Source organism: Blastococcus sp. HT6-30, assembly GCF_039729015.1.
GTDB lineage: Bacteria > Actinomycetota > Actinomycetes > Mycobacteriales > Geodermatophilaceae > Blastococcus.
Genome location: NZ_CP155792.1, coordinates 1,424,959 through 1,447,144 on the forward strand (window position 1 = coordinate 1,424,959; position 22,186 = coordinate 1,447,144).

Here is a 22,186-nt window from a genome sequence, read left to right on the forward strand (position 1 = left end):
CGCGCTAGCTAGCGTGCCGTGCGTGACCCCGCTGACCTCCCCGCTGCACGACCGGCACCTCGCTGCCGGGGCCAAGCTCGCCGACTTCAGCGGCTGGTCGATGCCGATCGAGTACGCCGGTGGTGGTGTGCTCGCCGAGCACGCGGCCGTGCGCGAGGGGGTCGGCCTGTTCGACGTCTCCCACCTGGGCACGGGGACGGTCCGAGGGCCCGGCGCCGCGGCCTTCGTGGACGCGTGCCTGACCAACGACCTGTCCCGCATCGGGCCCGGCCAGGCCCAGTACACGCTGTGCTGCGTACCGGACGGGGAGCCCGACGCCGGGGGAGTGGTGGACGACCTGATCGTCTACCTGCACGGCCCCGAGGACGTGCTCCTGGTGCCCAACGCCGCCAACTCCGCCGAGGTGCTGGGCCGGCTGGCCGACGCCGCTCCGGCAGGCGTCACCGTGGATAACCGGCACGCCGAGGTCGCCGTCCTGGCCGTGCAGGGGCCGCGGTCGCTCCAGGTCCTCGAACTGCTCGGGGTGCCCGGCGAGATCGGCTACATGTCGTTCGTGACCGGGACCGGCGGGAACGGCGCCGAGGTGACCGTGTGCCGCACCGGCTACACCGGGGAGCACGGCTACGAGCTGCTGGTGGCGGCCGACCGGGCCGGCGAGATGTGGGACGCGCTGCTGGAGGCCGGGCAGGACCTGGGCATCCGCCCGTGCGGGCTCGGGGCCAGGGACACGCTGCGGACGGAGATGGGCTACCCGCTGCACGGCCACGAGCTGTCCCGCGACATCACCCCCAACCAGGCCCGCGCAGGCTGGGCCGTCGGCTGGCGCAAGCCGGCGTTCTGGGGGCGGCAGGCCCTGACGGCGGAGAAGGAGGCCGGTCCCGCCCGCCAGCTGTGGGGCCTGAAGGCCACCGGGCGCGGGATCCCGCGCCCGGGCATGGCGGTGCTCGGCGCCGACGGCACCCGCGTGGGCGAGGTGACCAGTGGCACCTTCTCGCCGACCTTGCGGACCGGCATCGGCCTGGCGCTGCTCGACACCGCCGCCGGCGTGGCCGCGGGCGACGAGGTCGCCGTCGACGTCCGCGGCCGCCCGCAGGCCGCGGAGGTCGTCAAGCCGCCCTTCGTCCCCTCGCACGTGCGCTGAGACCGGGCCGCGCGGGGAGGCCGCTACGGCGCGGCCTTGCGGGTGGGGTCGCTGTCGCCCTTCTCCGGCTCAGCCTTGGCCGGCAGCGTGTCGGCCTTCACCGCGTCGCGCTCGCCCATCGGCATCGGCTCGCCGTCGGTGGTGTCCAGGCCGGTCTGGTGCTCGGCCTCGGAGTTGATCTCCGCCCCGAGGAGCACCAGGTAGCAGGTGAGGTACAGCCACAGCATGAGCACGATCACGCCGGCGATCGCGCCGTAGGTCTTGTCGTAGCTGCCGAAGTTGTTGACGTAGATGGTGAAGCCGAGGCTGACCAGCGCCCACACGACGGTGACCACGATCGACCCGAGGCTGACCCAGCGGAACTTCGGCGCGTCCCGGTCGGGGGCCACCCGGTAGAGCACCGCGAGCGACCCCGCGACGACGACCAGCAGCAGCAGCCAGCGCGCGATCTCCACCAGCACGGTGCCGACCGACCCGAGCGGCAGCAGATCGATCACCACCGGCAGGACGGCGACCAGGCCGATGGTCAGCACGACGAAGACGATGGCGCCCAGCGTGAGGACCAGGGACAGCGCCCGGAGCTTGAGGAAGTTGCGGGTCTCCACCTCGTCGTAGGCGATGTTCACCGCCTTGACCAGGTTGTTCACGCCGCCGGAGGCGCTCCAGAGCGCCGCGAGGATCGAGACCACAAGGCTCAGGGTGAGCGCCCCGCCGGCGTTCTCGGTCACGGCGGTGACCTGGTCCTCGATGAGCTGTTGCGCGGCCTCGGGCAGGCCGGCGGTTAACTCCTCGACCTGGGCGGCGGCTTGCTCGGGGGACGCCACCAGGCCGTAGATGGAGATCAACGCCAGGAGCGCCGGGAAGATCGCCAGGAAGCCGAAGAACGCCACCCCTCCCGCGATGATCGGCATGTTGTCGGCGTTGTTCTCCGCCCAGGCGCGCTTGAGGATCTGCTTCCACCCGCGCGCGGGGATCTGCGTGGGGGAGCCGGCGTCGATCCCCGGCAGCTGCGCGGGACCCGGGGCGCCCGCGGGCAGGCGGTTCGCGTCCTGCGACCGGCCGCCGTCGGCCGTCGTCCGGGCCGCCGCGGCGCGCCGGGCGGCCTTCTCCTCGACGCGCTGGCGGATGCGGTCGACGGCGCTCTCGCGAGGGCGGGTACCGGTCACTGCGTCTCCCTGGTGCTGGGCCGTCGTCCGGCTGCGGGGTGAGGGGTGTGCCGGTGGCCGGAACCGGGGTTCCGGCCACCGCCCAGGCGTCAGTCGCCCGGCCACGCCCCGGTGAGCCTGGTGAAGCCCTGCGCGCCCAGGCGGTCGATGGTCGCCTTGGTGGCCGCGAAGATCGCGCCCTGGAGGGCCGCGGAGACGACGATCTCCCACATCGGGTACTCGCTCTGGAGTGCGTCCGGTGCGTCGTCCTCCCCGCTGATGCGCTTCCACACCTGCTTGAAGACCGCGCCGGAGACGGCACCGGCCGCGATACCCGCTGCCAGGCCGATCGGCCGGTAGGCGAGCTTTGCTCCCTTGCTCAACGTTTCCTCCTCGCGCCTCGACGGGCCGCCTTCCGGGCCTGCGCGGTGGCCTTCCGCGCATCCTTCTCCGACCGCCTGGCGGCCTTCCGCGCATCCTTCTCGGCCCGCTTGGTGGCCTTCTGCGCGGCGGCACGCCGGGCGGCCAGTTCCCTGCGCGCCCGCTTGGCCTCGCGCTTGCGGCCCACCCGCGCACCGACCAGCAGCTCCTCGGTGCTTGCCCGCCGCCGTGCGCGTCGCCGTCGCCACAGCACGAGGCCCACCAGCCCGGCCAGCGCCGCGCCGGCTCCGGCGAACGCAGGGGGGCTCTCGCGGTAGGTCTCGACGGCGGTGTCCTTGGCGCGCGCCGCACCCTCCTTGGCCCGGGCGGGCACGTCGAGGCGCTGGCTGAGCTCGTCCACCGTGCGGCCGAGCTGCTCCCGGGTCGCCTCGATGTCGGCCCTGATCGCGTCGGGCTCGGTGGGGCCGTTGGCGGCCTGTGCGTCGTCGGGCCGTGACCCGCTGGGCGTGCTCACCGGCGTGCACTCTCCTTCACGGTCGCGATGTCGGTCTTGACGCTGGAGACGGCCTCCGTGGGCACCGGCGGGGAGCCCTGCTGGACGTCCTTCTTGCCGAGGAGGGCGAGAACGCCCGCGACGGCCAGCAGGACGACTCCGACGATCAGCGCCGCGAGCCAGCCGGGCAGGACGAGGGCCAGGGCCAGGATGGCCGCGGTGATCAGGGCCGCGGCTCCGAAGAAGGCGACGAGCCCGGCACCTCCGAAGAGGCCGGCGCCCACGCCGAGCTTCTTCGCCTTCTGGGTCACCTCGGCCTGGGCGAGGCGCGCCTCGTCGCGGACGAGGCGGCTGATCTGCTCGGTGAGCTGACCGATCAGCTGCCCGGTCGAGGCATTCTCGGGCAGGGGGGTCGCGTCGGCGCGGGTGGCGCCGGCCGTCGCGTCGGGGCGGGGTGCGGTCATCGGTCCTCCGGTTGGGACGGGTCGATGGACGTCCATGCCCCCGGCGGTCGAGGCGTAACCGGCGGGTCGATCACATCGGCGCAACGCTGCCCCCGGGGGACCGCCGCCACTAGCCTTCGGCGCATGAGCTGGCACTGGCGTCTCGAGGACCCCGCTGGATCCCCCCTCGACCCGGCCGCGGTCGGGGTGGAGGTGCCCGAGTCCGACAACCAGGGCGACGCGGAGTCGTGGCTGGGGGAGAACTGGCGGGAGCTGCTCGACCGCGGCGTCGCGACGGTCACCCTGTTCGACGGTGACCGGAAGGCCTACGGCCCGATGGGCCTGGCGGCCGACTGACGCTTAAGCTCACCTTCAGGGTCAGGTTCCTCCCGGGCCGGTGCGCCGGCCCGGGAGGAACTGCCCGGTCAGCCGCGGGCGGTCTTGGTGGGGTCCCGCTCGACGACGTCGCCCAGGGCCTCGTCGATCCGCGCCAGCACCTCGGCGTCCAGGACCACACCGGCCGCCGCGACGTTGTCGTGGACCTGCTCGGGGCGGCTGGCGCCGATGATCGCGGCGGCCACGTTGCGGTTCTGGAGCACCCACGCCAGCGCGAGCTGGGCCATCGACAGCCCCAGGTCGTCGGCGATCGGGCGCAGCTGCTGCACCCGGCCGAGGATGTCGTCGGTCATGAACCGCTGCATCGACTGGCCGGCCTCGGGGTGACCGGCGCGGCTGTCGGCCGGCGGCTGCTCACCCGGCCGGTACTTGCCGGTGAGGATGCCCTGCGCCAGCGGTGACCAGACGATCTGGGAGAGCCCCTCCTGCTCCGACGTCGGCACGACCTCGGGTTCGATGACCCGCCACAGCATCGAGTACTGCGGCTGGTTGCTGATCAGCTGGACGCCGAGCTCGCGGGCGAGCGCTGCGCCGGCGGCGATCTGCTCGGCGTTCCACTCGGAGACGCCGATGTAGAGCGCCTTGCCGGAGCGGACGAGGTCGGCGAAGGCGGTCATCGTCTCCTCGAGCGGCACCGTCGGGTCGTACCGGTGGGCCTGGTAGAGGTCGACGTAGTCGGTCTGCAGCCGGCGCAGCGAGGCGTGGCAGCTCTCGATGATGTGCTTGCGCCCCAGCCCGCGGTCGTTGCGGCCGGGGCCGGTGGGCCAGTAGACCTTGGTGAAGAGCTCGATCGACTCGCGGCGGTGCCCGTCCAGCGCCGCGCCGAGCACCGTCTCGGCCCGAGTGCCGGCGTAGACGTCGGCGGTGTCGAAGGTGGTGATGCCGACGTCCAGGGCCGCGCGCACGCAGGCCACCGCGGCGTCCTCCTCCACCTGCCCGCCATGGGTGAGCCAGTTGCCGTACGCGATCTCGGAGATGGTCAGGCCGGAGCGGCCGAGGCGTCTGAATTCCACGGACCGCGACGTTAGGCGCCGCGCCGGACCACCGCCCGCCCAACCCCGGCGAGCAGCGTGGTCCCGTCGCCGGCGGCCCGGGCGCCACACGTGGCCGACCGGTCGGCGAGCGCCGCCGCATGATGCCGGTGTCGGTCGCGTGCAGCAGCCGGACGCCGTCCAGCACGGGAAGGGCCCGGCCACGGTCAGCGGCCCGGCGTGCCGCACCCACGGCCGCCGGTGCCGAGCAGGCTCACCCGCATCGGCGGTCCGGGGTCGTGCCGGGGCGACGGCCGGTGCTCAGACCTCCGCGCCCAGCGGCACCTCGGGCTTCGGAAAGCGCCACCGGCGGATCATGGTCGACCGGCTGATGCCGTACCAGACCAGGCCGCGCATCTTGTGGTCGCCGTCGGGGAAGCGGCTCGCCACGGCGGTCTTGATCTTCCGGCCCAGGACCACCGAGTCGATGATGAGCAGGAAGAAGAAGCCGAGGAGGACGAAGCTCGAGTAGCTCTTCACCGCGAGGCTGGGCACGAAGGTGCCGACCAGCGCCACCGCGGCGACGGCGAGGAAGAGGCTGCCGATGTTGCGGCGGCTGTCGACGACGTCGCGCACGAGCTTGCGGACCGGGCCGCGGTCGCGGGCGGGGAGGTAGCCGTCGTCCCCCCGGGCCATGCCCTGGCGGGTCTCCGCGCGGCGCTGCGCCTGCTGCTCGCGCATGCGCTTGTAGGCCTCCTTGCGCGTGGTGGGCGGCGGCGGGGGCGGGCCGGGGCGCCGGCCCTGCGCCTCGCTGCGCTTCGGCGTCGGCCGGCCCTTGCCGCCGCCCTTCAGCAGCTGCGTGGTCAGCTCGCCGTCGTCGCCGGACGTGGCGGTGGTCGTCTCGGCGTGGTCACGGCGGCCGGGCAGGCGGAGCTTCACGGCCGTGGAGTCTACGTGTGTGAGCAATGCACCCTGGCAGGTCGAGCGCCGAGCCGTACAGTGGGTGCGCACGGGAAGAGGGGCCGTTCCGACGGCGTTCGTCCGCAGTAGGACCGCCTACGCGGACACCCCGGAGGGAGAGGACAGGAATATGACGGTGCAGGACACCACGGCCACCGGCGTCGTGCTGAGCGACCCCGCGGCCGCCAAGGTCAAGGCGCTGCTGGACCAGGAGGGCCGCGACGACCTGCGGCTGCGCATCGCCGTCCAGCCCGGGGGCTGTTCCGGCCTGCGGTACCAGCTCTTCTTCGACGAGCGGTTCCTCGACGGCGACCAGACCTACGACTTCGACGGCGTCGAGGTCATCGTCGACCGGATGAGCGGCCCGTACCTGGGTGGCGCGGTCATCGACTTCGTCGACACCATCGAGAAGCAGGGCTTCACGATCGACAACCCCAACGCGCAGGGCTCCTGCGCCTGCGGCGACTCCTTCAACTGAGAGAGGACCCCGTCCTCCTCACCCCTCGCATGCTCGGGGCGAGGCTCTGGACGGGGCCTTGCGCGACGGCGGCCCGGTCTCCTCGGAGACCGGGCCGCCGTCGTCCCTAGAGCCTGACCGGGTAGACCGTCGCCGGGATCTCCGGCGTGATCCGCTCCTCGACGAAGATGCCGTGCCAGACCATGAAGACCAGCAGGGTCCACAGCTTGCGGGAGTGGTCGACCGGCGAGCCGGCCCGCTGGTTCTGCCGGTGCGCGGTGAGCATGGCCAGCACCTGCTGCTTGTCCAGCCACTCGTCGGTCCGGCTCTCCTCGATGGTCTGCCGGGCCCAGTCGTGCAGGTCCTCCGCGAGCCAGTGCCGGGTGGGCACGGGGAAGCCGAGCTTGCGCCGGTTCAGCACGTGCGGCGGCACGATCTGCTCCAGGGCGCGGCGGAGGGCGAACTTGGTCGTCTCCTTGGTGACCCGCTGGTCGACCGGAAGCGTGGAGGCCACCCGGAACACCTCGGGGTCGAGGAACGGCACCCGCAGCTCCAGCGAGTTCGCCATGGTCATCTTGTCGGCCTTGACCAGGATGTCGCCGCGCAGCCAGGTGAACAGGTCCACGTACTGCATCGCCGTCACGTCGTCGTACCCGGCCGCCCGCGTGCGCTCGTAGAGTTCCCGGGTGACGGCGACGTGCGACAGGTCCGGGTCCCGCTTCTCGAGGAAGGTCAGCTCCTCGTCGCGGAAGATCCGCGCGTTGCCGTAGTACCGCTGCTCGAGCGGGATGGCCCCGCGACGCAGCAGGTCCTTGCCGCGCATGCCGTCGGGCAGCTTCGTCGACAGGGTGCCCAGGGCGCGCCGGATGCCCTGCGGCAGCCGCTCGAAGGCCGCCAGCGAGAGTGGCTCGCGGTAGATGTTGTAGCCGCCGAAGAGCTCGTCGGCGCCCTCCCCGGAGAGCACGACCTTCACGTGCTTGCGGGCTTCTCGCGCCACGAAGTACAGCGGCACGAGCGCCGGGTCGGCCACCGGGTCGTCGAGGTACCAGACGACGAGGGGGATCGACTCGGCGAACTCCTCGGCCGTCACGACCTTGGTGATGTGCTCCACCCCGATCGCGGCCGCGGACTCGGCGGCGACGTCGATCTCGGAGAAGCCCTGCCGCTCGAAGCCGACCGTGAACGTCATCAGGTCGGGGTTGTAGCGCTTGGCCAGGGCGGCGATGGCCGTGGAGTCGATGCCACCGGAGAGGAACGACCCGACGGTCACGTCGGCCCGCATGTGCATCCGCACCGAGTCGTCGAGCACCTCGGCGATCCGGTCGTAGAGCGGCTGCCGCTCGTCCTTCGCCACCGGCCGGACCGGGAAGGTCGGGTGGAAGTAGCGGGTGGTGGTGAGCTCGCCGCCGGAGACGGTGAAGCTGGTGCCGCTCTCGATGCGCCGGATCCCGCGGTGCAGGGTCGCCGGCTCGGGCACGTACTGCAGCGTCAGGTAGTGCTGCAGCGAGGCGGGGTCCACGCCGCCGGCGGCCGTGCTACCGCCGAGCATCTCCAGCAGGGCCTTCTTCTCCGACGAGAAGGCGATCGCGCCGTCGGCCAGGCGGGTGGTGAACAGCGGCTTGATGCCGAAGGGGTCGCGCGCCCCGAAGACGGTCCCGGTCTCGCTGTCCCAGATGACGAACGCGAACATCCCGCGGAGGCGGGTGACGACCTGCTCGCCCCACACGTGGTAGCCGGCCACGATCGCCTCGGTGTCACCCTCGGTGGCGAAGGTGGCGCCGGCGGCGGCGAGTTCGGCGCGCAGCTCCAGGTAGTTGTAGATCTCGCCGTTGAAGACGATCCGGTACCGGCCGTCGGCGTACGGCATGGGCTGGTGGCTGTTCTCGATGTCGATGAACGACAGCCGGTTGAAGCCGTAGACGACGCGGTCGTCGTGCCAGACCTCGCTCTCGTCCGGCCCCCGGTGCCGCAGGCAGTGCAGCGCACCCCGGACGTCGGACACGACGCTGTCGTCGACGCGTGGGGCGTCGGTGGAGAAGTAGGCGAGCAGGCCACACATGAGGCGCGGAACTCCGGGGGTCGGGGGAGGGCGGCCGGGGGCCGGGAGGGTCAGACGCGCTCGCCGGCGCGGGTCTTCCTGGTGGCATTGCGCTCGGCGAAGAAGGAGAGCACGGGAACGGTGCCGGCCAGCAGCGTCAGGGCGGTGCCCTTGAGCGTCCAGCGGGCGCGCAGGGCGAGGTCGACGGTCGCCAGGAGGAAGAGCCCGTAGAGGAAGCCGTGCGCGGTGCCGAGCACCTCCGACGGCCCGCCGATGCCGGCGAGGTGGTTCAGCGGCACCGCGACGAAGATGAGCGCGATGAGGAGCACACCGACGACCCACGCCATCGCCCGGTAGCGCTGCAGGGCAGCACCGATGCTGCGCTCGTCGCCACGCCCGGTGGTGGTGGCGGTCCGTTCAGCGGCCATTGCTGCTCCGTTGTCCCAGTGCCCGCTCGTTGAGCTCGGCGAGGTAGGCGTTGTAGGCGGCGAGGTCGGGGTCGCCGGTGGTGTCGATGCGCGGCCGCTGGTACAGCACCACCGCGTTGCCCGGCTGGTCCTCCTCGGGGTCGCGGTGCAGCTCCACCCGCACCATCCGGACGTAGAACCACAGACCCATGAAGCCGTAGAGGGGCCACTGCAGGGCGTAGCTCCAGTTGACCGCGCCGCCGCCGGCCTCGGCCTTGGACAGCTGCCAGTAACCGAGGAAGAAGGTGGCGACGAACAGGGCGACCACCAGCAGGTGCAGGAGCACCCATTTCGGGGTCAGCAACCGGGAGAACACGACACCGACTCTAACCGCCGCCCCGGCGGCACCGGCTCGGACGACGGGGGCGCGTCGACGGGGGACCAAAGGCGCCGGGCGGTGCGCGACCGGCGCGTGGGGGAGCGGAACCCGGCTGCCCGCTCGGAGGCGGGCTCCCAACCCGCCCGGCCGTCTCCGGTGGTCGGCGCCTGAGGCGGGTCGGCTACGCTCGGCCCACACTGACTTCGGCGTGGATGCACTCTGCCGAGGACCGGTGGAGGACCCGTTGGGAGGACCGCCCGGACGCCGGGCGGAGGACGAGGAGGCAGCGAGCAGTGGCTCGAGGCAGCAGGCTCGCGCGGCTGGCCGCGCTCGGTCTCCTGGGGGTGCTCACCCTCACCGGATGCGAGCTCGGCAACAGCGAATGGTGGGAGCACAACTTCGTCCGGTGGGGCTGGCCTGAGGGCGTCACCGACGAGGCCGAGGCGATGCGGGAGCTGTGGGTCGGGTCCACCTACGCGGCCCTGATCATCGGCCTGGCGGTGTGGGCTCTCATCGCCTACTCGGTGATCCGCCATCGCAAGAGGGGCGACGAGCTGCCCCGGCAGACCGCCTACAACCTGCCGCTGGAGATCGTCTACACGATCATCCCGTTCATCATCGTCTCCGCTCTGTTCTTCTTCACCGTGGTGACGCAGAACCAGGTGCGGGGCACCAGCGCGGACCCCGACGAGGTCATCGCCGTCAACGCCTTCAAGTGGAACTGGCAGTTCGTCTACCCCGAGACCTCGGACGGCAACGGCGAGCCGGTGAACACCGTCGGCACCAGCGCGGAGATCCCGATCCTCGTGGTGCCCACCGATCGCACCCTCCGGTTCGAGCTCGCCTCCGCCGACGTCATCCACTCGTTCTGGGTGCCGGAGTTCCTCTTCAAGCTCGACGTCATCCCCGGCAACGAGAACGGCCGGGACAACGTCTTCGAGGTGACCGTCCGCGAGGAGGGCGCCTACGTCGGCCGCTGCGCCGAGCTGTGCGGCACGTACCACGCCTACATGAACTTCGAGGTGCGGGCGGTCACCGGCGACGAGTACGACGACTACCTGGCAGCCCGCGAGTCCGGGCTGAGCACCTACGACGCCCTCGAGGCGATCGGGCAGCCCGGGGACGCGGGTACGACGACCCCGCTGGACCTCATCCAGGACAAGGCCGAGGACCAGTTGCAGGCCGGTGACTGACCTCTTCCGTTCCGGTAACCGGACCCGACACACGTACGAGGAGGCGCGGCCGTGAAGGTCGAGGCACTCATCTTCAATCTGATCGCGGTGTTCTGCGTCGTGGCCGCGGTTGTCTACGGCTTCTGGTCGCGCGAGCCCATCGGCACCACGGCGCTCGCGCTCTCGGGCGGGCTCATGCTCCTCATCGGTGGCTTCTTCTGGTTCGTGTCGCGCCGGATCGACCCCCGCCCGGAGGACCGCAAGGACGCCGAGATCGCCGACGGCGCCGGCGAGCTGGGCTTCTTCAGCCCGGCCAGCTACTGGCCCGTCACGCTCGCTGCGGCCGCCGGCCTCATGGGGCTCGGGGTGGCCTTCTGGTATCTCTGGCTGATCCTGCTCGCCACGGCCGCGGTGCTCATCGCCGTCGGTGGCCTGCTGTTCGAGTACTACGTGGGGCAGAACGCCCAGCAGAGCTGACGTCCCACGCGCACGACGAGGGTCCTTTCCGCCACCAGGCGGAGGGGACCCTCGTCGTCGGTGGGGGCAGCGGTGCGGTGCGGGAGCGCCTCGGGCGACCGCAACCGCAGCGGACGGGCCGCCGGGGCGCCATCGCGCTGCGGTGACACCGCCTGTGCTCATCGCCCAGGCCGGGCGGTCACGAGGAGCGGGTGACGGAGCCCTGGACCCGTCGGCCCGTTCCCCGGCGCGTATGCCCCCGGCGGCCGCCGCGGGACGACAGCCGGCCGAGGCGGCCCCTGGCCACGGCTCGGAGTCGGCGCCATGGCCCCCCGGCACCTGGCGCGGAGCCGGCGCCACGCCGCCCGACCCCCGGACCGCTGTCCTGGCCTCTGACGTCCCCGAGACCCGCAGCCGTGGGGGTGTGGGCGTGGAAGGCGCGCCGTGGCGCCGGTGGTGGGCGGCCCGGGGCGCCGAGGCGGCAGGTCCGGTGGCTGCAGCGCGCCCTCGTGGCTTCTGAGGGCGGGAACGGCGCGGGCCAACGTCGGAGGCCGCCCCCGCGCGCCGGCGGCGCTGCCAGCCGGGCCGCAGGGGGGCCTTCACCCGGTCAGGCCCCGACGAGGGGGCCGCCTGCACGCACTGGAACCCGGGGGGCGGCCCGCCGGCTGCGGAGGATTCGGCGCTGTCGAACTAGGGAGCACTTCCGGACGTGTGCGTGCGCAGCAGGCCCGGCGGCCCGCACCTGGACGCCTCGTCGGTGGGCCACCGGAGGGAGTTCGGTCGTCGGAGGATGCGCGCCGATACCTCGCAACGGAGATCCGCCGCCCTGAACGGCGAAGGGCCCCGGCGGAGTCCGCCGGGGCCCTTCGTGCCGTGCTGATCAGTCGCGCGGGTCCTGCGGGCGACCACCATCGGACGGGCGACCGCCCTCGGACGGACGACCCGAGGACGTGAGCTGCCGGTCGGAGTCGGCGGCGGAGAGGCCGCGCCCCTCGCCCCGCTGCTCCAGCTCCACTGCCGACGGCTCCTCGACGGGTGAGAAGAACCCGCGGATGGCGCGGCGGGAGCCGCCTACCTGGTTCATCCGCTTCGGCACCGGAGCGCCGCCGTAGGCCAGCTGGCCGTGACCGTGCTCGTCGACCGGGCCGAGGGGCTGGTGCACCTCGATGAACTCACCGTTGGGCAGCCGGCGGATGACACCGGTCTCGATGCCGTGCTCGAGCACCTCGCGGTCGTGCTGCTGCAGACCGAGGCAGATGCGGTACGTGACCACGTACGCGATCGCCGGCAACACGATCACCCCGATGCGTCCGACCCAGATCATGGCGTTCAGGCTGAGGTCGAACTTGTCGGCGAGGACGTCGTTCGAGCCCGAGATGGCCAGCACCAGGTAGAAGGTCAGCGCCATCGCCCCGAGCGAGGTCCGCACGGGGACGTCCCGGGGACGCTGCAGCAGGTGGTGCGACGCCGTGTCACCCGTGAGCTTGCGCTCGATCATCGGGTACAGCGCGAGCACCGTGAACATCGCCCCGGCCACCACGACCGTCGGCCAGAACAGCGCCGGGATCGTGTAGTCGCCGGGGAGGTTGACGTCCCAGGCGGGGAAGATACGCGTCGAGCCGTCGAGGAAGAGGATGTACCAGTCGGGCTGGGAGAATGTCGACACCTGGGCCGGGTTGTACGGGCCCCAGAGCCAGACCGGGTTGATCTGGGCCAGTCCGGCCAGCGCGGCGCAGACACCGAACACGATGAAGAGCAGGCCGGTCGCCTTCGCGGCGAACGTGGGGAACAGCCGGTTGCCCACCACGTTGTGCTCGGTCCGCCCGGGGCCGGCGAACTGCGTGTGCTTCTGCTTGACCAGGACGAGCAGGTGAACGGCGATCAGCGCGAGCAGGATCGCCGGGAAGATCAGCACGTGGGCGATGTAGAAGCGCCCGATGATCTCCGTGCCCACGAAGTCGCCGTTGAAGATCGCGAAGTGCAGCCACGTCCCGATGACCGGGATGGACAGCAGGATCGCGCTGATGATGCGGAGCCCGGTCCCCGACAGCAGGTCATCGGGGAGGGTGTAGCCGGTGACGCCCATGAGCAGCGCGAGCACGAGCATGACCACACCGATGAGCCAGTTGTTCTCCCGCGGCCGGCGGAAAGCGCCGGTGAAGAAGATGCGCAGCAGGTGGACCACGATGGACGCGACGAACAGCAGCGCCGCCCAGTGGTGCAGCTGCCGCATGAACAGGCCACCGCGGACGTCGAAGGAGAGGTCCAGCGTGGACGCGTAGGCCGCCGACATCTCCGTTCCGCGCAGCGGGTCGTAGGACCCCTCGTACACGACCTCGGTCAAGGTCGCGTCGAAGAAGAAGGTCAGGTACGTGCCCGACAGCAGCAGGATCACGAAGCAGTAGAGCGCGATCTCGCCGAGCAGGAAGGACCAGTGGTCGGGGAAGACCTTGTTGAGGGTGCGCCGGACGGGACCGGCGACGATCATCCGGTCGTCGAACTCGGTAGCGGCCTTGCCGAGCCGGGAGGTGGGTGCTCCCGGGAGAGTGGCGGTAGCAGCCATCAGATGCGCTCCCGGTTCCAGTATGTGGGGCCGACGGCTTCAATGTAGTCACTGCGTGCGACGAAGAAGCCCTCGTCATCGACAGTGATCGGGAGCTGCGGCAGCGATCGGGTGGCCGGGCCGAAGACCGGCTTGGCGCCCTGCGTGACGTCGAACTGCGACTGGTGGCAGGGACACAGCAGGCGGCTGGTCTCCTGCTCGTAGAGCGCCACCGGGCAGCCGGCGTGCGTGCAGATCAGCGAGTAGGCGACGTAGTCGCCGTAAGCGAAGTCGGCCTGGCCCTCGCGCGGCCGGTCCATCTCGACCTGCTCGGGGCGCAGGCGGATGAGCATCGTCCCGGCGTCGGACTGCAGGTTGCCACCGGGCACGGCCGGGAAGACCTTCTCCAGCGAGCCGGGCTCCTGGTCGCCGGGGCGGATCGGGCTGCCGTCGTCCCGCACCAGGCGGACGCCCTCGGCCCACGAGGTGCGGCCGAGCGGGTTGCCCGTGTTGGGGTTCTTGATGAGACCGCCCAGGGGAGCCAGGAGCATGATGCCGACGCCGGCGCCCATGAAGCCCAGCGACCGGGTGATCAGCTTGCGCCGGGGGAGGCCGCTGTTGTGGTAGCCGCCCACCAGGGTCGCGCCGGTGGTGACGCGGTCGAAGTGCGAGCCGTCGTGCTTGTCCTGGACCGCCGTCTCGTGCGGCAGCAGTTTCTTGGTGTAGAGCACCAGACCGACGCCGACCATCGTCAGCGACAGACCCATGAACAGCCCCAGCAGCGGGGTGAACAGGGCGCTCCAGGTGGTGCCTGCCTGGGCCCAGTTCCAGTCGGGGAGGAACCAGCCGGAGCCGGCGTAGACGACCAGGAACAGGAAGGCGAAGACGCCGGCCAGCGTGAAGGCCAGGCCGACCTGGCGCACCGCCCGCCGCTCCAGCCGTGATCCCGGCTCCGGGGCCGGGTCGACGTGGAGGATCTCCACCCCGTCGTACCGGGCGCCGAGGCGGTCCAGGTCCTCGCGGCTCATGCTGGCGAGCTGCTCGGGGGTGTAGTCCTCGTCCGGGCCGCTGTGCAGCGGGCCGGGGGTGTCCGCGCCGCCGGACGAGCCGGGGCGGGTGTCGTGCGTGGTCACGCTACCTCCTCGCTGACGGACGTCGTCAGCGTTCCCAAAGGTGCTCTGGCGGACGGCGAGCTCGCGCGCTCGTTCACGCCTTGCTGCCCATCCAGAAGATGCCGAACATGAGTGCGCTGACGCCGACCACCCACAGGACCAGGCCTTCCGCGACCGGCCCCAGGCGGCCGATGCCGGCGCCACCGGGATCGGCCATGTCCGTGACGGTCTGGACGTAGGCGATGATCGAGCGCTTCTCGTCGGGGGTCAGCTGGTTGTCCCCGAAGACCGGCATGTTCGCCGGGCCGGTCAGCATGGCCGTGTAGATCTCGAGGTCGGTGGCGCCGTCGAGGCTGGGGGCCGCCTTGCCGGAGGACAGGGCGCCGCCCTCGCCGACGAAGTTGTGGCAGGACGCGCAGTTGAGCCGGAAGAGCTCGCCACCCTCGGCCAGCTCGCCGTCGCGCAGGTTGCCCGACGGCAGGGTGGGCCCACCGCCGTTCGCCTGCACGTAGGCCATGAGCTGGTCGATCTCCTCGTCGGAGAAGACCGCCGGCTTGTCGGGTGCGTCGGCCTCCTGGCGCACCAGCGGCATGCGGCCGGTGTGCACCTGGAAGTAGACCGACGCCTCGCCGACGCCGATGAGCGAGGGGCCCCGGTTCGGGACGCCCTCCAGGTTCTCGCCGTGGCAGGAGATGCAGCTGCGCTCGTAGAGCTCGCGCCCGGCCGCCTCGGCCGCGGACTCGCTGGTGGTCTCGTCGGCGGCCTGCGCCGGTGCGAACACCGAGTAAAGGGCGCCGGTCAGGACCAGCGAGGCCATCAGCCCGGCGACGTTGGCCAGGCGGCGGCGGTGCTTGGAGCGACGCCGTGCACGGGCCCGGTCCACGGGGGTGCCGGCGTCGTCGAGCGGGGTGTCGGAGTGCGGGTTCGTGGTGGACACCGGTTCCCTAGCGGATCAGGTAGATCGTGGCGAAGAGCCCGACCCACACGACGTCGACGAAGTGCCAGTAGTAGGAGACCACGATGGCCGAGGTCGCCTGTGCCGGCGTGAAGCGGCCCATGGTGGACCGGATGAGCACGTAGACGAAGGCGATGAGCCCGCCGATGACGTGCAGTGCGTGGAAGCCCGTCGTGAGGTAGAAGACCGAGCCGTACGTCGACGACGAGATCGTCGTGCCGTGCTCGACCACCAGGACCCGGTACTCGTTCGCCTGCGCCAGCACGAAGACCAGGCCCATCACGAAGGTGATGGTGAACCAGCGACGGAGCCCGTAGACGTTCCCGTTCTCCGCCGCGAAGACGCCGAACTGACAGGTCACCGACGAGAGCACCAGGATCACGGTGAAGAACGTGGCGTAGGGCAGGTTGAGCTCGGTCGGCTCGGGCGGCCAGCCCAGCTCGGCGCCAGCCCGGGCTCGCGCGGTGAAGTACATGGCGAACAGGCCGGCGAAGAACATCAGCTCGCTGGCGAGCCAGATGATCGTGCCGACGCTGACCATGTTCGGTCGGGTCAGCGAGTGCACCCGAGAGGTGTCGAAGGTGCTGCTCGCCACGGGGGCCGTTGTCACGGGGCCCATCATGGCATCGGCAGCCCCCCGTCACGACCGCGGGTGCGGTGGGTGTGGCGCCGACGTGACCAGTCCGATACCGACGCCCGCCGCTGGCCTGCGCTGACGCCGCCGGGCACTAGTCTCGGCCGCGTGAGTGCCGCCGAGAAGCCCGCCGCACCGGCCACCGTGCTCGTCTACAGCCACCGCGGGGAGGTGCGCGAGGCGGTCAGGACGGCGGTGGGCCGCCGCCCGGCCGCCGATGTGGGTCCGCTCACGTGGCTGGAGTGCTCGACCGGCGACGAGGTCGTGGCCGCCGTCGATGCGGGCGGGATCGATCTGTGCGTCCTCGACGCCGAGGCGCAGCCCACCGGCGGCATGGCGCTGGCCCGGCAGCTGGAGGTCGAGGTCGCCGACCGGCCCGCCGTGTGCCTGCTCGTCGCCCGGCAGCCGGACCGCTGGCTGGCCCACTGGTCGCGCGCCGAGGGCATCCTCGCCCAGCCGGTCGACCCGCTGGTCGCCCCTGGCGTGGTCGCCGACCTGCTCCGTGCCCACGCCCAGCGTCCCGCGGCGAGCCGGTGAGCCGGTCGGTGCCGGTGTCGTCCGCCGTGCCGACCTGGCCCGGGCTGCTCAACCGTCTGCTCGCCGGCCACGACCTCTCCGCGGAGGACACCAGCTGGGCGATGCGCGAGGTGATGACCGGCGAGGCGACGTCGGCGCAGGTGGCGGGGTTCACGGTCGCCCTGCGGGCGAAGGGGGAGTCGCCCCAGGAGGTCGCCGGCCTCGCCGCCGAGATGCTCGCCCAGGCCACGCCGGTGGAGCTGCCGCTGGACTGCGTGGACATCGTCGGCACCGGGGGCGACGGCGCGCACACCGTCAACATCTCCACGATGGCCGCGGTGGTCACGGCGGCGGCAGGTGCGCCGGTGGCCAAGCACGGCAACCGTGCGGCGTCGTCCTCGTCGGGTGCCGCCGACGTGCTCGAGGCGCTCGGCCTCGTCATCGACCTCCCGGCTCAGGCGGTGGCCCGGTGCGTCCGCGAGGCCGGCATCGGGTTCTTCTTCGCGCCGGTCTTCCACCCCGGCATGCGGCACGCCGCCGCGCCCCGGCGGGAGATGGGCATCGGCACGGTCTTCAACTTCCTCGGGCCGCTCACCAACCCCGCGCGCCCGGTCGCGGCGGCCATCGGCTGCGCGAACCAGCGCATGGCCCCCGTGCTCGCCGAGGTGCTGGCAGCCCGCGGGAGCCGGGCGCTGGTCTTCCGCGGCGACGACGGGCTCGACGAGCTCACCACCGCCACGACGTCGGCGGTCTGGGTCGTCCGTGACGGCACGGTGGTGGCCGACCGGGTCGATCCGTCGATGCTGGGCATCGCGGCGCCGGGACCGGACGCCCTGCGGGGCGGGGACGCCCGCGCGAACGCCGATGTCTTCCGCCGCGTGGTGGACGGCGAGCGGGGCCCGGTCCGCGACGCCGTGCTGCTCAACGCCGCCGCCGCCCTGGTCGCCTTCGACGAGCAGCCGTCCCGGCTGCACGACGGGCTGGCAGCGGGGCTGGAGCAGGCCGCGGCCGCCGTCGACGACGGCCGGGCGGCGGCGCTGCTGGACCGCTGGGTGGCCGTCAGCCGCGCGGTCGCCCCGCCCCGCGGCTGACCAGGGCCGTCCCGACCCGATCGCCCCCTGCTGCCGGTAGGAGGAGGTCTTCAGTCGACGGTGTCGAAGCCGATGGAGAACGCCGCCTCCAGGTCGTGCCGCGAGTAGGCGCGGAACGCGATGTGGGTGTCGGTGTCGACCACGCCCGGCACCTTGTTGATGCGGCCGGCGATGACCTCGGCCACCTGTCCGAACTCCCGGACGCGGACGATCGCGATCAGGTCGGCCTCGCCGGCGACGGAGTAGACCTCGCTGACCCCGTCGAGCTCGGCGACGGCCTGCGCGACCTCGGCGATCGAGTCGGTGGCGGCGTCGATCATCACGATGGCGGTGATCACGCCGGCGATGCTATCCGCTCGGGCCGCGCGCGGGTGCCGAGCGACCGGCCGTCGGCGAACGGGTCGCGGGCGTCACGACCGGTGTCCACCCGGGCCAGGAAGCCGCTGTAGGCCCCGGTGCCGGGCGCAGGACTGGCCAGCGTGCCGGTGAGCTGCACGAGCCGGGTGCCGGGCTTCTCCAGCCAGCGCAGGACGAGCTCGGTCTCGTCGACCGACGTGGCCTCCTCCCCGTCGGCCCCGCTGACGGTCTCCGCCGTCGCCAGGAGGCCGGGGAGGACGCTGCGGACCGTGGTGCCCCGCGGGGCGTTGCCGGCCGCCGCGAGCCGCCCCAGCCGGATCACCGACAGCTCCCAGCCGGCGTCGCCGTCGGGACGGGCGAGCACCAGTTCGGGCACCGCGGCCAGGGACTGGAGGCGCTGCCTGCGGCGGATCGCGCGGATCAGCACGGCGACCCGGTCCCGCAGGACGGCGGCGTCCTCGTACCGCTCCTCGGCCGCCAACCGGTCCACCCGCTCCAGCAGCGGCGCGAGCAGGGGACGCGGGTCGGAGGCCACCGCGGCGGCGAAGACGGCGGCGACGTCGGCGTACTCGGGCACCGACTGGGCGCCGGTGCAGGGGGCGCCGCAGCGACCCATGTCGGCCAGCGCGCAGGCGTTGACCGGCGTCCGCGGGGACAGCCGGGCGGTGCACTGCCGCAGCGGCAGCGCGTCGTGCACGGCCGCCACGGCGGCGTCGGCGGCCCGCCGGTCCGGGAACGGGCCGAGGAAGACCCCCGCGTCCGGGCGGACCCGGCGCACGACCGACAGCCGGGGGAACGGCTCCTCGGTGAGGCGCACCCACAGCGCCCGCTCGGGGAACCGCGAGCGGCGGTTGTACCGCGGCTTGTGCCGGGCGATCAGCCGGAGCTCGCGGACCGCCGCCTCGAGCCCGTGCGCGCAGGGGATCGAGTCCACCCGCTGCGCCAGGGAGACCATCTCGGTGATCCGGCTGCGCTGCTCGCCGGAGGTGAAGTAGCTGCGGACCCGGCTGCGCAGGTCGGTGGAGGTGCCGACGTAGAGCGGCTCCTCCCGGGGGCCGCGGAAGAGGTAGACGCCCGGACCGTGCGGTACGCCGTCGGCCAGGTGCCGCTTGCGCCGACGCTCCGGGTCGACCGTGCGCGTCAGGCCGGTGAGTTCCTCGAGGGTGGTGACGCCCAGTGGCCCGAGCCGCTCGAACAGGCCGTGGAGCACGTCCACCGTCGCGCGGGCGTCGTCGAGCGCGCGGTGGGTGGGCGAGGTCGTGGCCGAGAAGTACGGGGCGAGGGTGGCCAGCTTGCAGTTGGGCACCTCGTCGCGGCTGAGCAGCCGCCGGGCCAGGACAGCGGTGTCGACCGACGCCGCGGCGGGCCAGGCCAGCCCGTTCTCGGCGCACGCCGCCTTGAGGAACCCCAGGTCGAACGGGGCGTTGTGCGCGACGAGCACCGCGTCGCGGGTGAACTCCAGGAAGGCCGGGAGGACGGCCCCGATCCGCGGCGCCGCCGCGACCATCGTGGACGTGATCCCGGTGAGCACGCTGATGTAGGGCGGGATCTCGTGGCCGGGGTCGACCAGCGTCTGGAACTCGCCGAGCACCTGGCCGCCGCGGATCTTCACCGCGCCGATCTCGGTGATCGCGCTGTCCTTCGGTGACCCGCCGGTGGTCTCGAGGTCGACGACGACGAAGGTCACCTGCGCCAACGGCGTCCCGACGTCGGCGATCGTGACCTGCTGGTAGCGCGGTGGAGCGGGAACCGGTGGCACGGGGCGGACGCTAGGGCGGGGTGCTGACAGTCCGGGGGACGCGCGCCGCCGGCCGCCCGTGCGGCCCCCCCGACCGGGGGTTCCCGGTCGGGGGGTGGGCGGGACACCATTCGTCCCGGTGGGACGTCTGGGGTGTCGCCGGCTCGAGTCGGGGGAGGGAACCGGATGCGCGCGCGCGCCTGGTCGGGCCCCGCCGCTGCTGTGGGGCGCCGGACGCTGGTGGCCGTCCTCGCGGTCTGCACGGTGGCGCTGGTGCCCACCGGGCCTGCGGCCGCCGCGCCCAGCGACCAGCCGGGTGGCACGTCGGGCGTGCTGGACAGCCGCGCCCTGGACCGGCTCCAGCGGCGCGCCGCCGAGGTGCAGGAGGAGCTCCGCGCGCGGCAGGACGACATCGTCGCCGCCCGTGCGGCGCTCGCCGAGGCGCAGGTGGCGGTCGAGGAGGCCGAGGCGGTCCTCGCCGATGCGCAGGGCGTGCTGGCCGGGTACCAGCGGGAGGTGGCCGGCTACGCCTCCGCCGTCTACCGGGACGGCGGAGCGCTGACCCCCCTGACCCTCCTGCTCAGAGCGGGCGACCCGGGTGAGGTGCTCTCCGCCCTGGGCTTCCTCGACGCCGTGGACGCGCACGCCGCCGACGTCATCGGCGTCGCGGAGGGGCACCGGCGCGCCGCCCTGGAGGAGGAGGAGCGGGCCCAGGGTGCGCTCGGGCAGGCCCGGGCGCGGGCCGACGAGGTGAGCGCCCGGGTCGCCGCGCTCGAGGAGGCCGCGGCCGCGGTCACGGCGGAGCTCGACGAGGCCCTGCAGGTCGTCGACGGCCAGCTGTCCCGGTTGCAGCGCGAGCAGCTGGACGTCAACGAGCAGACGGCGGCCAGCTGGCGCGCCTACGTGGACCAGTTGCGCGCCGCGGGCGTCGACACCGTGCCCGCCGCCGCGCTGCGCGACCCGGCTCGGGGCCTGCCGGACGGGCTGGTGCCCGTGGCTGCCGGCGGGGGCGGGGCCCAGCGCGGGGTCGCCCAGCTGCCGGGGCAGCCCAGCTCGCTGCTGGTGCTGCCCGTGGAGACGCTGACGGCGGTGAGCGCGGCGATGGAGGCGCTCGGGCGGCCGTACGCCCCCGGTACGGCGGGGCCGGACTCCTGGGGCTGCGGCACGCTGGTGCAGGCCGCGTTCGAGCGGGCCGGCGTCCCGGTGCCGGCCACGCAGGGGGAGCTGTTCGCGACCGCCACCCCCGTGGCCGCCGCCGACGTGCTCCCCGGCGACCTCGTCTTCCTCGGCTCCGGCGAGGCCGGGCTGGGGCATGTCGGCATGGCGCTGGACCAGCGCACGATGCTCGCCGCCGACGCCCGGGCCGGCGCCGTGGTGGTCCGGACGCTGCCGGCCGACCAGGTGCTGGCGGTCGGGCGACCCGGCCTGGGCCAGCGGCCCGCCGTCCCGGTGCCCGGACCGGCTCCGGGGGCGCTGCGGACCGAGTGCGGCAACACGGTCTACCCACCGAGCTATGACGGCGCCCGCGCCTGGGGTGGCTATCCGAACGGGCTCATCCCGCCCAGCGCGATGTGCCCGCTGGGCGTCGGCGGGCACTGGCTGCGCTGCGACGCGGCGGCCGCCTACCGGGCGATGTCCTCGGCGTACTCGGCCGATCTCGGCGCTCCGCTCTGCATCACCGACTCCTACCGCACGTACGCCGGCCAGGTCCGGCTGTACGGGGAGAAGCCGGCCCTCGCCGCGGTCCCCGGCACGAGCAACCACGGCTGGGGCCTCGCGGTGGACCTCTGCGGCGGCGTCCAGTCGTTCGGGACGCGGCAGTACTCCTGGATGGTGGCGAACGCGGGCCGGTTCGGCTTCCTGCACCCGACCTGGGCCGATCCCGGCAACGGGCGTGAGGAGCCCTGGCACTGGGAGTACGCCGGCACGTGAGGCCGGCTGCCGGACGGCGGCGCGGCGGAAATGTCGGCGCCTCGCCCTACCGTGCGGAACGACTCACGGAGGAGAAGAAGCGATGCTCATCGACTGCGACACCTGCACCGTCCGGGGGACCGGCTGCGCCGACTGCGTGGTGACCGTCCTGCTCGGCGCGCCGCCGGGATGGCAGGGGACCGACCCGGTGGTGGTCCCGATGACCGGCCGCTCGCGCGGTGGGTCCGCAGCGGCCGCGGCGGAGGACGTCGTGGTGCCTCCGCCGGGCGTGGTGGTGGAGTTCGACGACGTGGAGCGCCGGGCCGTCCGCGCGCTGGCGGAGGGAGGGCTCGTGCCTCCGCTGCGGCATCCTCACGGTTCCGACGGTCACGGTGGCGAGGGGCCGGGGCGGCGCACGGGCTGATCGTCCCGGTGCCGGTCGCGGTGTCCGCCCGTGCACCCGATCGGGTGAACGCCCAGGTGGAGGGGCC

The 22,186-nt window shown here is 73.0% G+C and carries 24 protein-coding genes; 9 read left to right on the top strand and 15 right to left on the bottom strand.

The features are described from left to right. Positions 1-22 precede the first annotated feature (22 nt). Complete coding sequence (gene gcvT, locus ABC795_RS06885; RefSeq protein ID WP_347060199.1) at positions 23-1,141, top strand: glycine cleavage system aminomethyltransferase GcvT; 1,119 nt, start codon at positions 23-25, stop codon at positions 1,139-1,141. A 23-nt stretch (positions 1,142-1,164) separates the two neighbouring features. Here gcvT and ABC795_RS06890 read toward each other — a convergent pair whose 3' ends face one another. The 4 genes from ABC795_RS06890 to ABC795_RS06905 form a co-directional block, all read right to left on the bottom strand. After that, positions 1,165-2,307 (bottom strand): YihY/virulence factor BrkB family protein, encoded by a 1,143-nt coding sequence (locus ABC795_RS06890; protein WP_347060200.1) that lies wholly within the window; start codon positions 2,305-2,307, stop codon positions 1,165-1,167. Positions 2,308-2,396: 89 nt separating this feature from the next. After that, positions 2,397-2,669 (bottom strand): DUF4235 domain-containing protein, encoded by a 273-nt coding sequence (locus ABC795_RS06895; protein WP_347060201.1) that lies wholly within the window; start codon positions 2,667-2,669, stop codon positions 2,397-2,399. Continuing rightward, a complete protein-coding gene (locus ABC795_RS06900; RefSeq protein ID WP_347060202.1) occupies positions 2,666-3,181 on the bottom strand; it encodes a DUF3618 domain-containing protein in 516 nt (171 codons plus the stop codon). Before ABC795_RS06900 ends, ABC795_RS06895 begins: the two co-directional genes overlap by 4 nt. Beyond that, positions 3,178-3,624, bottom strand: coding sequence for a phage holin family protein (locus ABC795_RS06905; protein ID WP_347060203.1), 447 nt, complete (start codon positions 3,622-3,624; stop codon positions 3,178-3,180). The genes ABC795_RS06900 and ABC795_RS06905 overlap by 4 nt, the downstream gene beginning before the upstream one ends. A gap of 123 nt (positions 3,625-3,747) precedes the next feature. Between ABC795_RS06905 and ABC795_RS06910 the strand changes: the two genes are divergently transcribed. Beyond that, positions 3,748-3,960: a hypothetical protein gene (locus ABC795_RS06910; protein WP_347060204.1), complete on the top strand. Its 213-nt coding sequence runs from the start codon at positions 3,748-3,750 to the stop codon at positions 3,958-3,960. Positions 3,961-4,028: 68 nt separating this feature from the next. Here the strand turns inward: ABC795_RS06910 and ABC795_RS06915 are convergent, their stop codons facing one another. Together ABC795_RS06915 and ABC795_RS06920 are read right to left on the bottom strand one after the other, a co-directional pair. Then, positions 4,029-5,012 carry an aldo/keto reductase family protein gene (locus ABC795_RS06915; protein WP_347060205.1) on the bottom strand — a complete coding sequence of 328 codons (984 nt, stop codon included), beginning with the start codon at positions 5,010-5,012 and terminating at the stop codon, positions 4,029-4,031. A gap of 279 nt (positions 5,013-5,291) precedes the next feature. Continuing rightward, the gene (locus ABC795_RS06920) at positions 5,292-5,909 is read right to left on the bottom strand and encodes a DUF3043 domain-containing protein (RefSeq protein ID WP_347060207.1); all 618 of its coding nucleotides are present in this window, start codon (positions 5,907-5,909) and stop codon (positions 5,292-5,294) included. Positions 5,910-6,060: 151 nt separating this feature from the next. Here ABC795_RS06920 and ABC795_RS06925 point away from each other — a divergent pair, with 151 nt between their 5' ends. Beyond that, positions 6,061-6,408, top strand: coding sequence for an iron-sulfur cluster assembly accessory protein (locus ABC795_RS06925; protein ID WP_284490907.1), 348 nt, complete (start codon positions 6,061-6,063; stop codon positions 6,406-6,408). Positions 6,409-6,514: 106 nt separating this feature from the next. Here ABC795_RS06925 and asnB read toward each other — a convergent pair whose 3' ends face one another. Genes asnB through ABC795_RS06940 form a run of 3 tightly spaced genes read right to left on the bottom strand, consistent with a single transcriptional unit; the run spans position 6,515 to position 9,208 of the window. Continuing rightward, complete coding sequence (gene asnB, locus ABC795_RS06930) at positions 6,515-8,446, bottom strand: asparagine synthase (glutamine-hydrolyzing) (RefSeq protein ID WP_347060208.1); 1,932 nt, start codon at positions 8,444-8,446, stop codon at positions 6,515-6,517. Between the two features lie 50 nt (positions 8,447-8,496). Beyond that, a complete protein-coding gene (locus ABC795_RS06935; protein WP_347060209.1) occupies positions 8,497-8,853 on the bottom strand; it encodes a DUF3817 domain-containing protein in 357 nt (118 codons plus the stop codon). After that, the gene (locus ABC795_RS06940; protein WP_347060211.1) at positions 8,843-9,208 is read right to left on the bottom strand and encodes a metalloprotease; all 366 of its coding nucleotides are present in this window, start codon (positions 9,206-9,208) and stop codon (positions 8,843-8,845) included. The genes ABC795_RS06935 and ABC795_RS06940 overlap by 11 nt, the downstream gene beginning before the upstream one ends. A gap of 296 nt (positions 9,209-9,504) precedes the next feature. On the opposite strand from ABC795_RS06940, the gene coxB reads away from it, so the two are divergent. Both coxB and ABC795_RS06950 read left to right on the top strand, forming a co-directional pair. After that, positions 9,505-10,404 (top strand): cytochrome c oxidase subunit II, encoded by a 900-nt coding sequence (coxB, locus tag ABC795_RS06945; protein WP_347060212.1) that lies wholly within the window; start codon positions 9,505-9,507, stop codon positions 10,402-10,404. Positions 10,405-10,455: 51 nt separating this feature from the next. After that, positions 10,456-10,860, top strand: coding sequence for a cytochrome c oxidase subunit 4 (locus ABC795_RS06950; RefSeq protein WP_347060213.1), 405 nt, complete (start codon positions 10,456-10,458; stop codon positions 10,858-10,860). 859 nt (positions 10,861-11,719) lie between these two features. Here ABC795_RS06950 and ABC795_RS06955 read toward each other — a convergent pair. The 4 genes from ABC795_RS06955 to ABC795_RS06970 all read right to left on the bottom strand — a co-directional run bounded on the left by ABC795_RS06955 (position 11,720) and on the right by ABC795_RS06970 (position 16,067). Continuing rightward, on the bottom strand, positions 11,720-13,402 hold the full coding sequence (locus ABC795_RS06955) for a cytochrome bc complex cytochrome b subunit (protein ID WP_347060214.1): 1,683 nt from the start codon (positions 13,400-13,402) through the stop codon (positions 11,720-11,722). After that, positions 13,402-14,514, bottom strand: a complete 1,113-nt coding sequence (locus tag ABC795_RS06960; protein WP_347060215.1) for a Rieske 2Fe-2S domain-containing protein — start codon at positions 14,512-14,514, stop codon at positions 13,402-13,404. Before ABC795_RS06960 ends, ABC795_RS06955 begins: the two co-directional genes overlap by 1 nt. Before the next feature lie 73 nt (positions 14,515-14,587). Beyond that, a complete protein-coding gene (locus ABC795_RS06965) occupies positions 14,588-15,430 on the bottom strand; it encodes a cytochrome c (protein WP_347060216.1) in 843 nt (280 codons plus the stop codon). A 7-nt stretch (positions 15,431-15,437) separates the two neighbouring features. After that, positions 15,438-16,067 carry a heme-copper oxidase subunit III gene (locus ABC795_RS06970; protein WP_347060690.1) on the bottom strand — a complete coding sequence of 210 codons (630 nt, stop codon included), beginning with the start codon at positions 16,065-16,067 and terminating at the stop codon, positions 15,438-15,440. A 123-nt stretch (positions 16,068-16,190) separates the two neighbouring features. On the opposite strand from ABC795_RS06970, the gene ABC795_RS06975 reads away from it, so the two are divergent. Then, the gene (locus ABC795_RS06975) at positions 16,191-16,619 is read left to right on the top strand and encodes a hypothetical protein (protein WP_347060217.1); all 429 of its coding nucleotides are present in this window, start codon (positions 16,191-16,193) and stop codon (positions 16,617-16,619) included. 8 nt (positions 16,620-16,627) lie between these two features. Then, positions 16,628-17,689, top strand: coding sequence for an anthranilate phosphoribosyltransferase (gene trpD, locus ABC795_RS06980; protein ID WP_347060218.1), 1,062 nt, complete (start codon positions 16,628-16,630; stop codon positions 17,687-17,689). Positions 17,690-17,739: 50 nt separating this feature from the next. On the opposite strand, the gene ABC795_RS06985 is transcribed toward trpD, so the two are convergent. Both ABC795_RS06985 and ABC795_RS06990 read right to left on the bottom strand, forming a co-directional pair. Beyond that, positions 17,740-18,027, bottom strand: coding sequence for an Lrp/AsnC ligand binding domain-containing protein (locus ABC795_RS06985; protein ID WP_347060219.1), 288 nt, complete (start codon positions 18,025-18,027; stop codon positions 17,740-17,742). Next, complete coding sequence (locus tag ABC795_RS06990; protein WP_347060220.1) at positions 18,024-19,805, bottom strand: DEDD exonuclease domain-containing protein; 1,782 nt, start codon at positions 19,803-19,805, stop codon at positions 18,024-18,026. Before ABC795_RS06990 ends, ABC795_RS06985 begins: the two co-directional genes overlap by 4 nt. A gap of 165 nt (positions 19,806-19,970) precedes the next feature. On the opposite strand from ABC795_RS06990, the gene ABC795_RS06995 reads away from it, so the two are divergent. Both ABC795_RS06995 and ABC795_RS07000 read left to right on the top strand, forming a co-directional pair. Next, the gene (locus ABC795_RS06995) at positions 19,971-21,716 is read left to right on the top strand and encodes a D-alanyl-D-alanine carboxypeptidase family protein (protein WP_347060221.1); all 1,746 of its coding nucleotides are present in this window, start codon (positions 19,971-19,973) and stop codon (positions 21,714-21,716) included. 82 nt (positions 21,717-21,798) lie between these two features. Beyond that, the gene (locus tag ABC795_RS07000) at positions 21,799-22,119 is read left to right on the top strand and encodes a hypothetical protein (RefSeq protein ID WP_347060222.1); all 321 of its coding nucleotides are present in this window, start codon (positions 21,799-21,801) and stop codon (positions 22,117-22,119) included. Positions 22,120-22,186 lie beyond the last annotated feature (67 nt).

What these genes read in the sequence shown, in the direction of transcription:
- ABC795_RS06905 (WP_347060203.1), bottom strand. Translation starts at nt 3,624, where the DNA reads ATGACCGCACCCCGCCCCGACGCGACGGCCGGCGCCACCCGCGCCGAC.
- ABC795_RS06910 (WP_347060204.1), top strand. Translation starts at nt 3,748, where the DNA reads ATGAGCTGGCACTGGCGTCTCGAGGACCCCGCTGGATCCCCCCTCGAC.
- ABC795_RS06925 (WP_284490907.1), top strand. Translation starts at nt 6,061, where the DNA reads ATGACGGTGCAGGACACCACGGCCACCGGCGTCGTGCTGAGCGACCCC.
- asnB (WP_347060208.1), bottom strand. Translation starts at nt 8,446, where the DNA reads ATGTGTGGCCTGCTCGCCTACTTCTCCACCGACGCCCCACGCGTCGAC.
- ABC795_RS06935 (WP_347060209.1), bottom strand. Translation starts at nt 8,853, where the DNA reads ATGGCCGCTGAACGGACCGCCACCACCACCGGGCGTGGCGACGAGCGC.
- ABC795_RS06955 (WP_347060214.1), bottom strand. Translation starts at nt 13,402, where the DNA reads ATGGCTGCTACCGCCACTCTCCCGGGAGCACCCACCTCCCGGCTCGGC.
- ABC795_RS06970 (WP_347060690.1), bottom strand. Translation starts at nt 16,067, where the DNA reads ATGGGCCCCGTGACAACGGCCCCCGTGGCGAGCAGCACCTTCGACACC.
- ABC795_RS06995 (WP_347060221.1), top strand. Translation starts at nt 19,971, where the DNA reads ATGCGCGCGCGCGCCTGGTCGGGCCCCGCCGCTGCTGTGGGGCGCCGG.
- ABC795_RS07000 (WP_347060222.1), top strand. Translation starts at nt 21,799, where the DNA reads ATGCTCATCGACTGCGACACCTGCACCGTCCGGGGGACCGGCTGCGCC.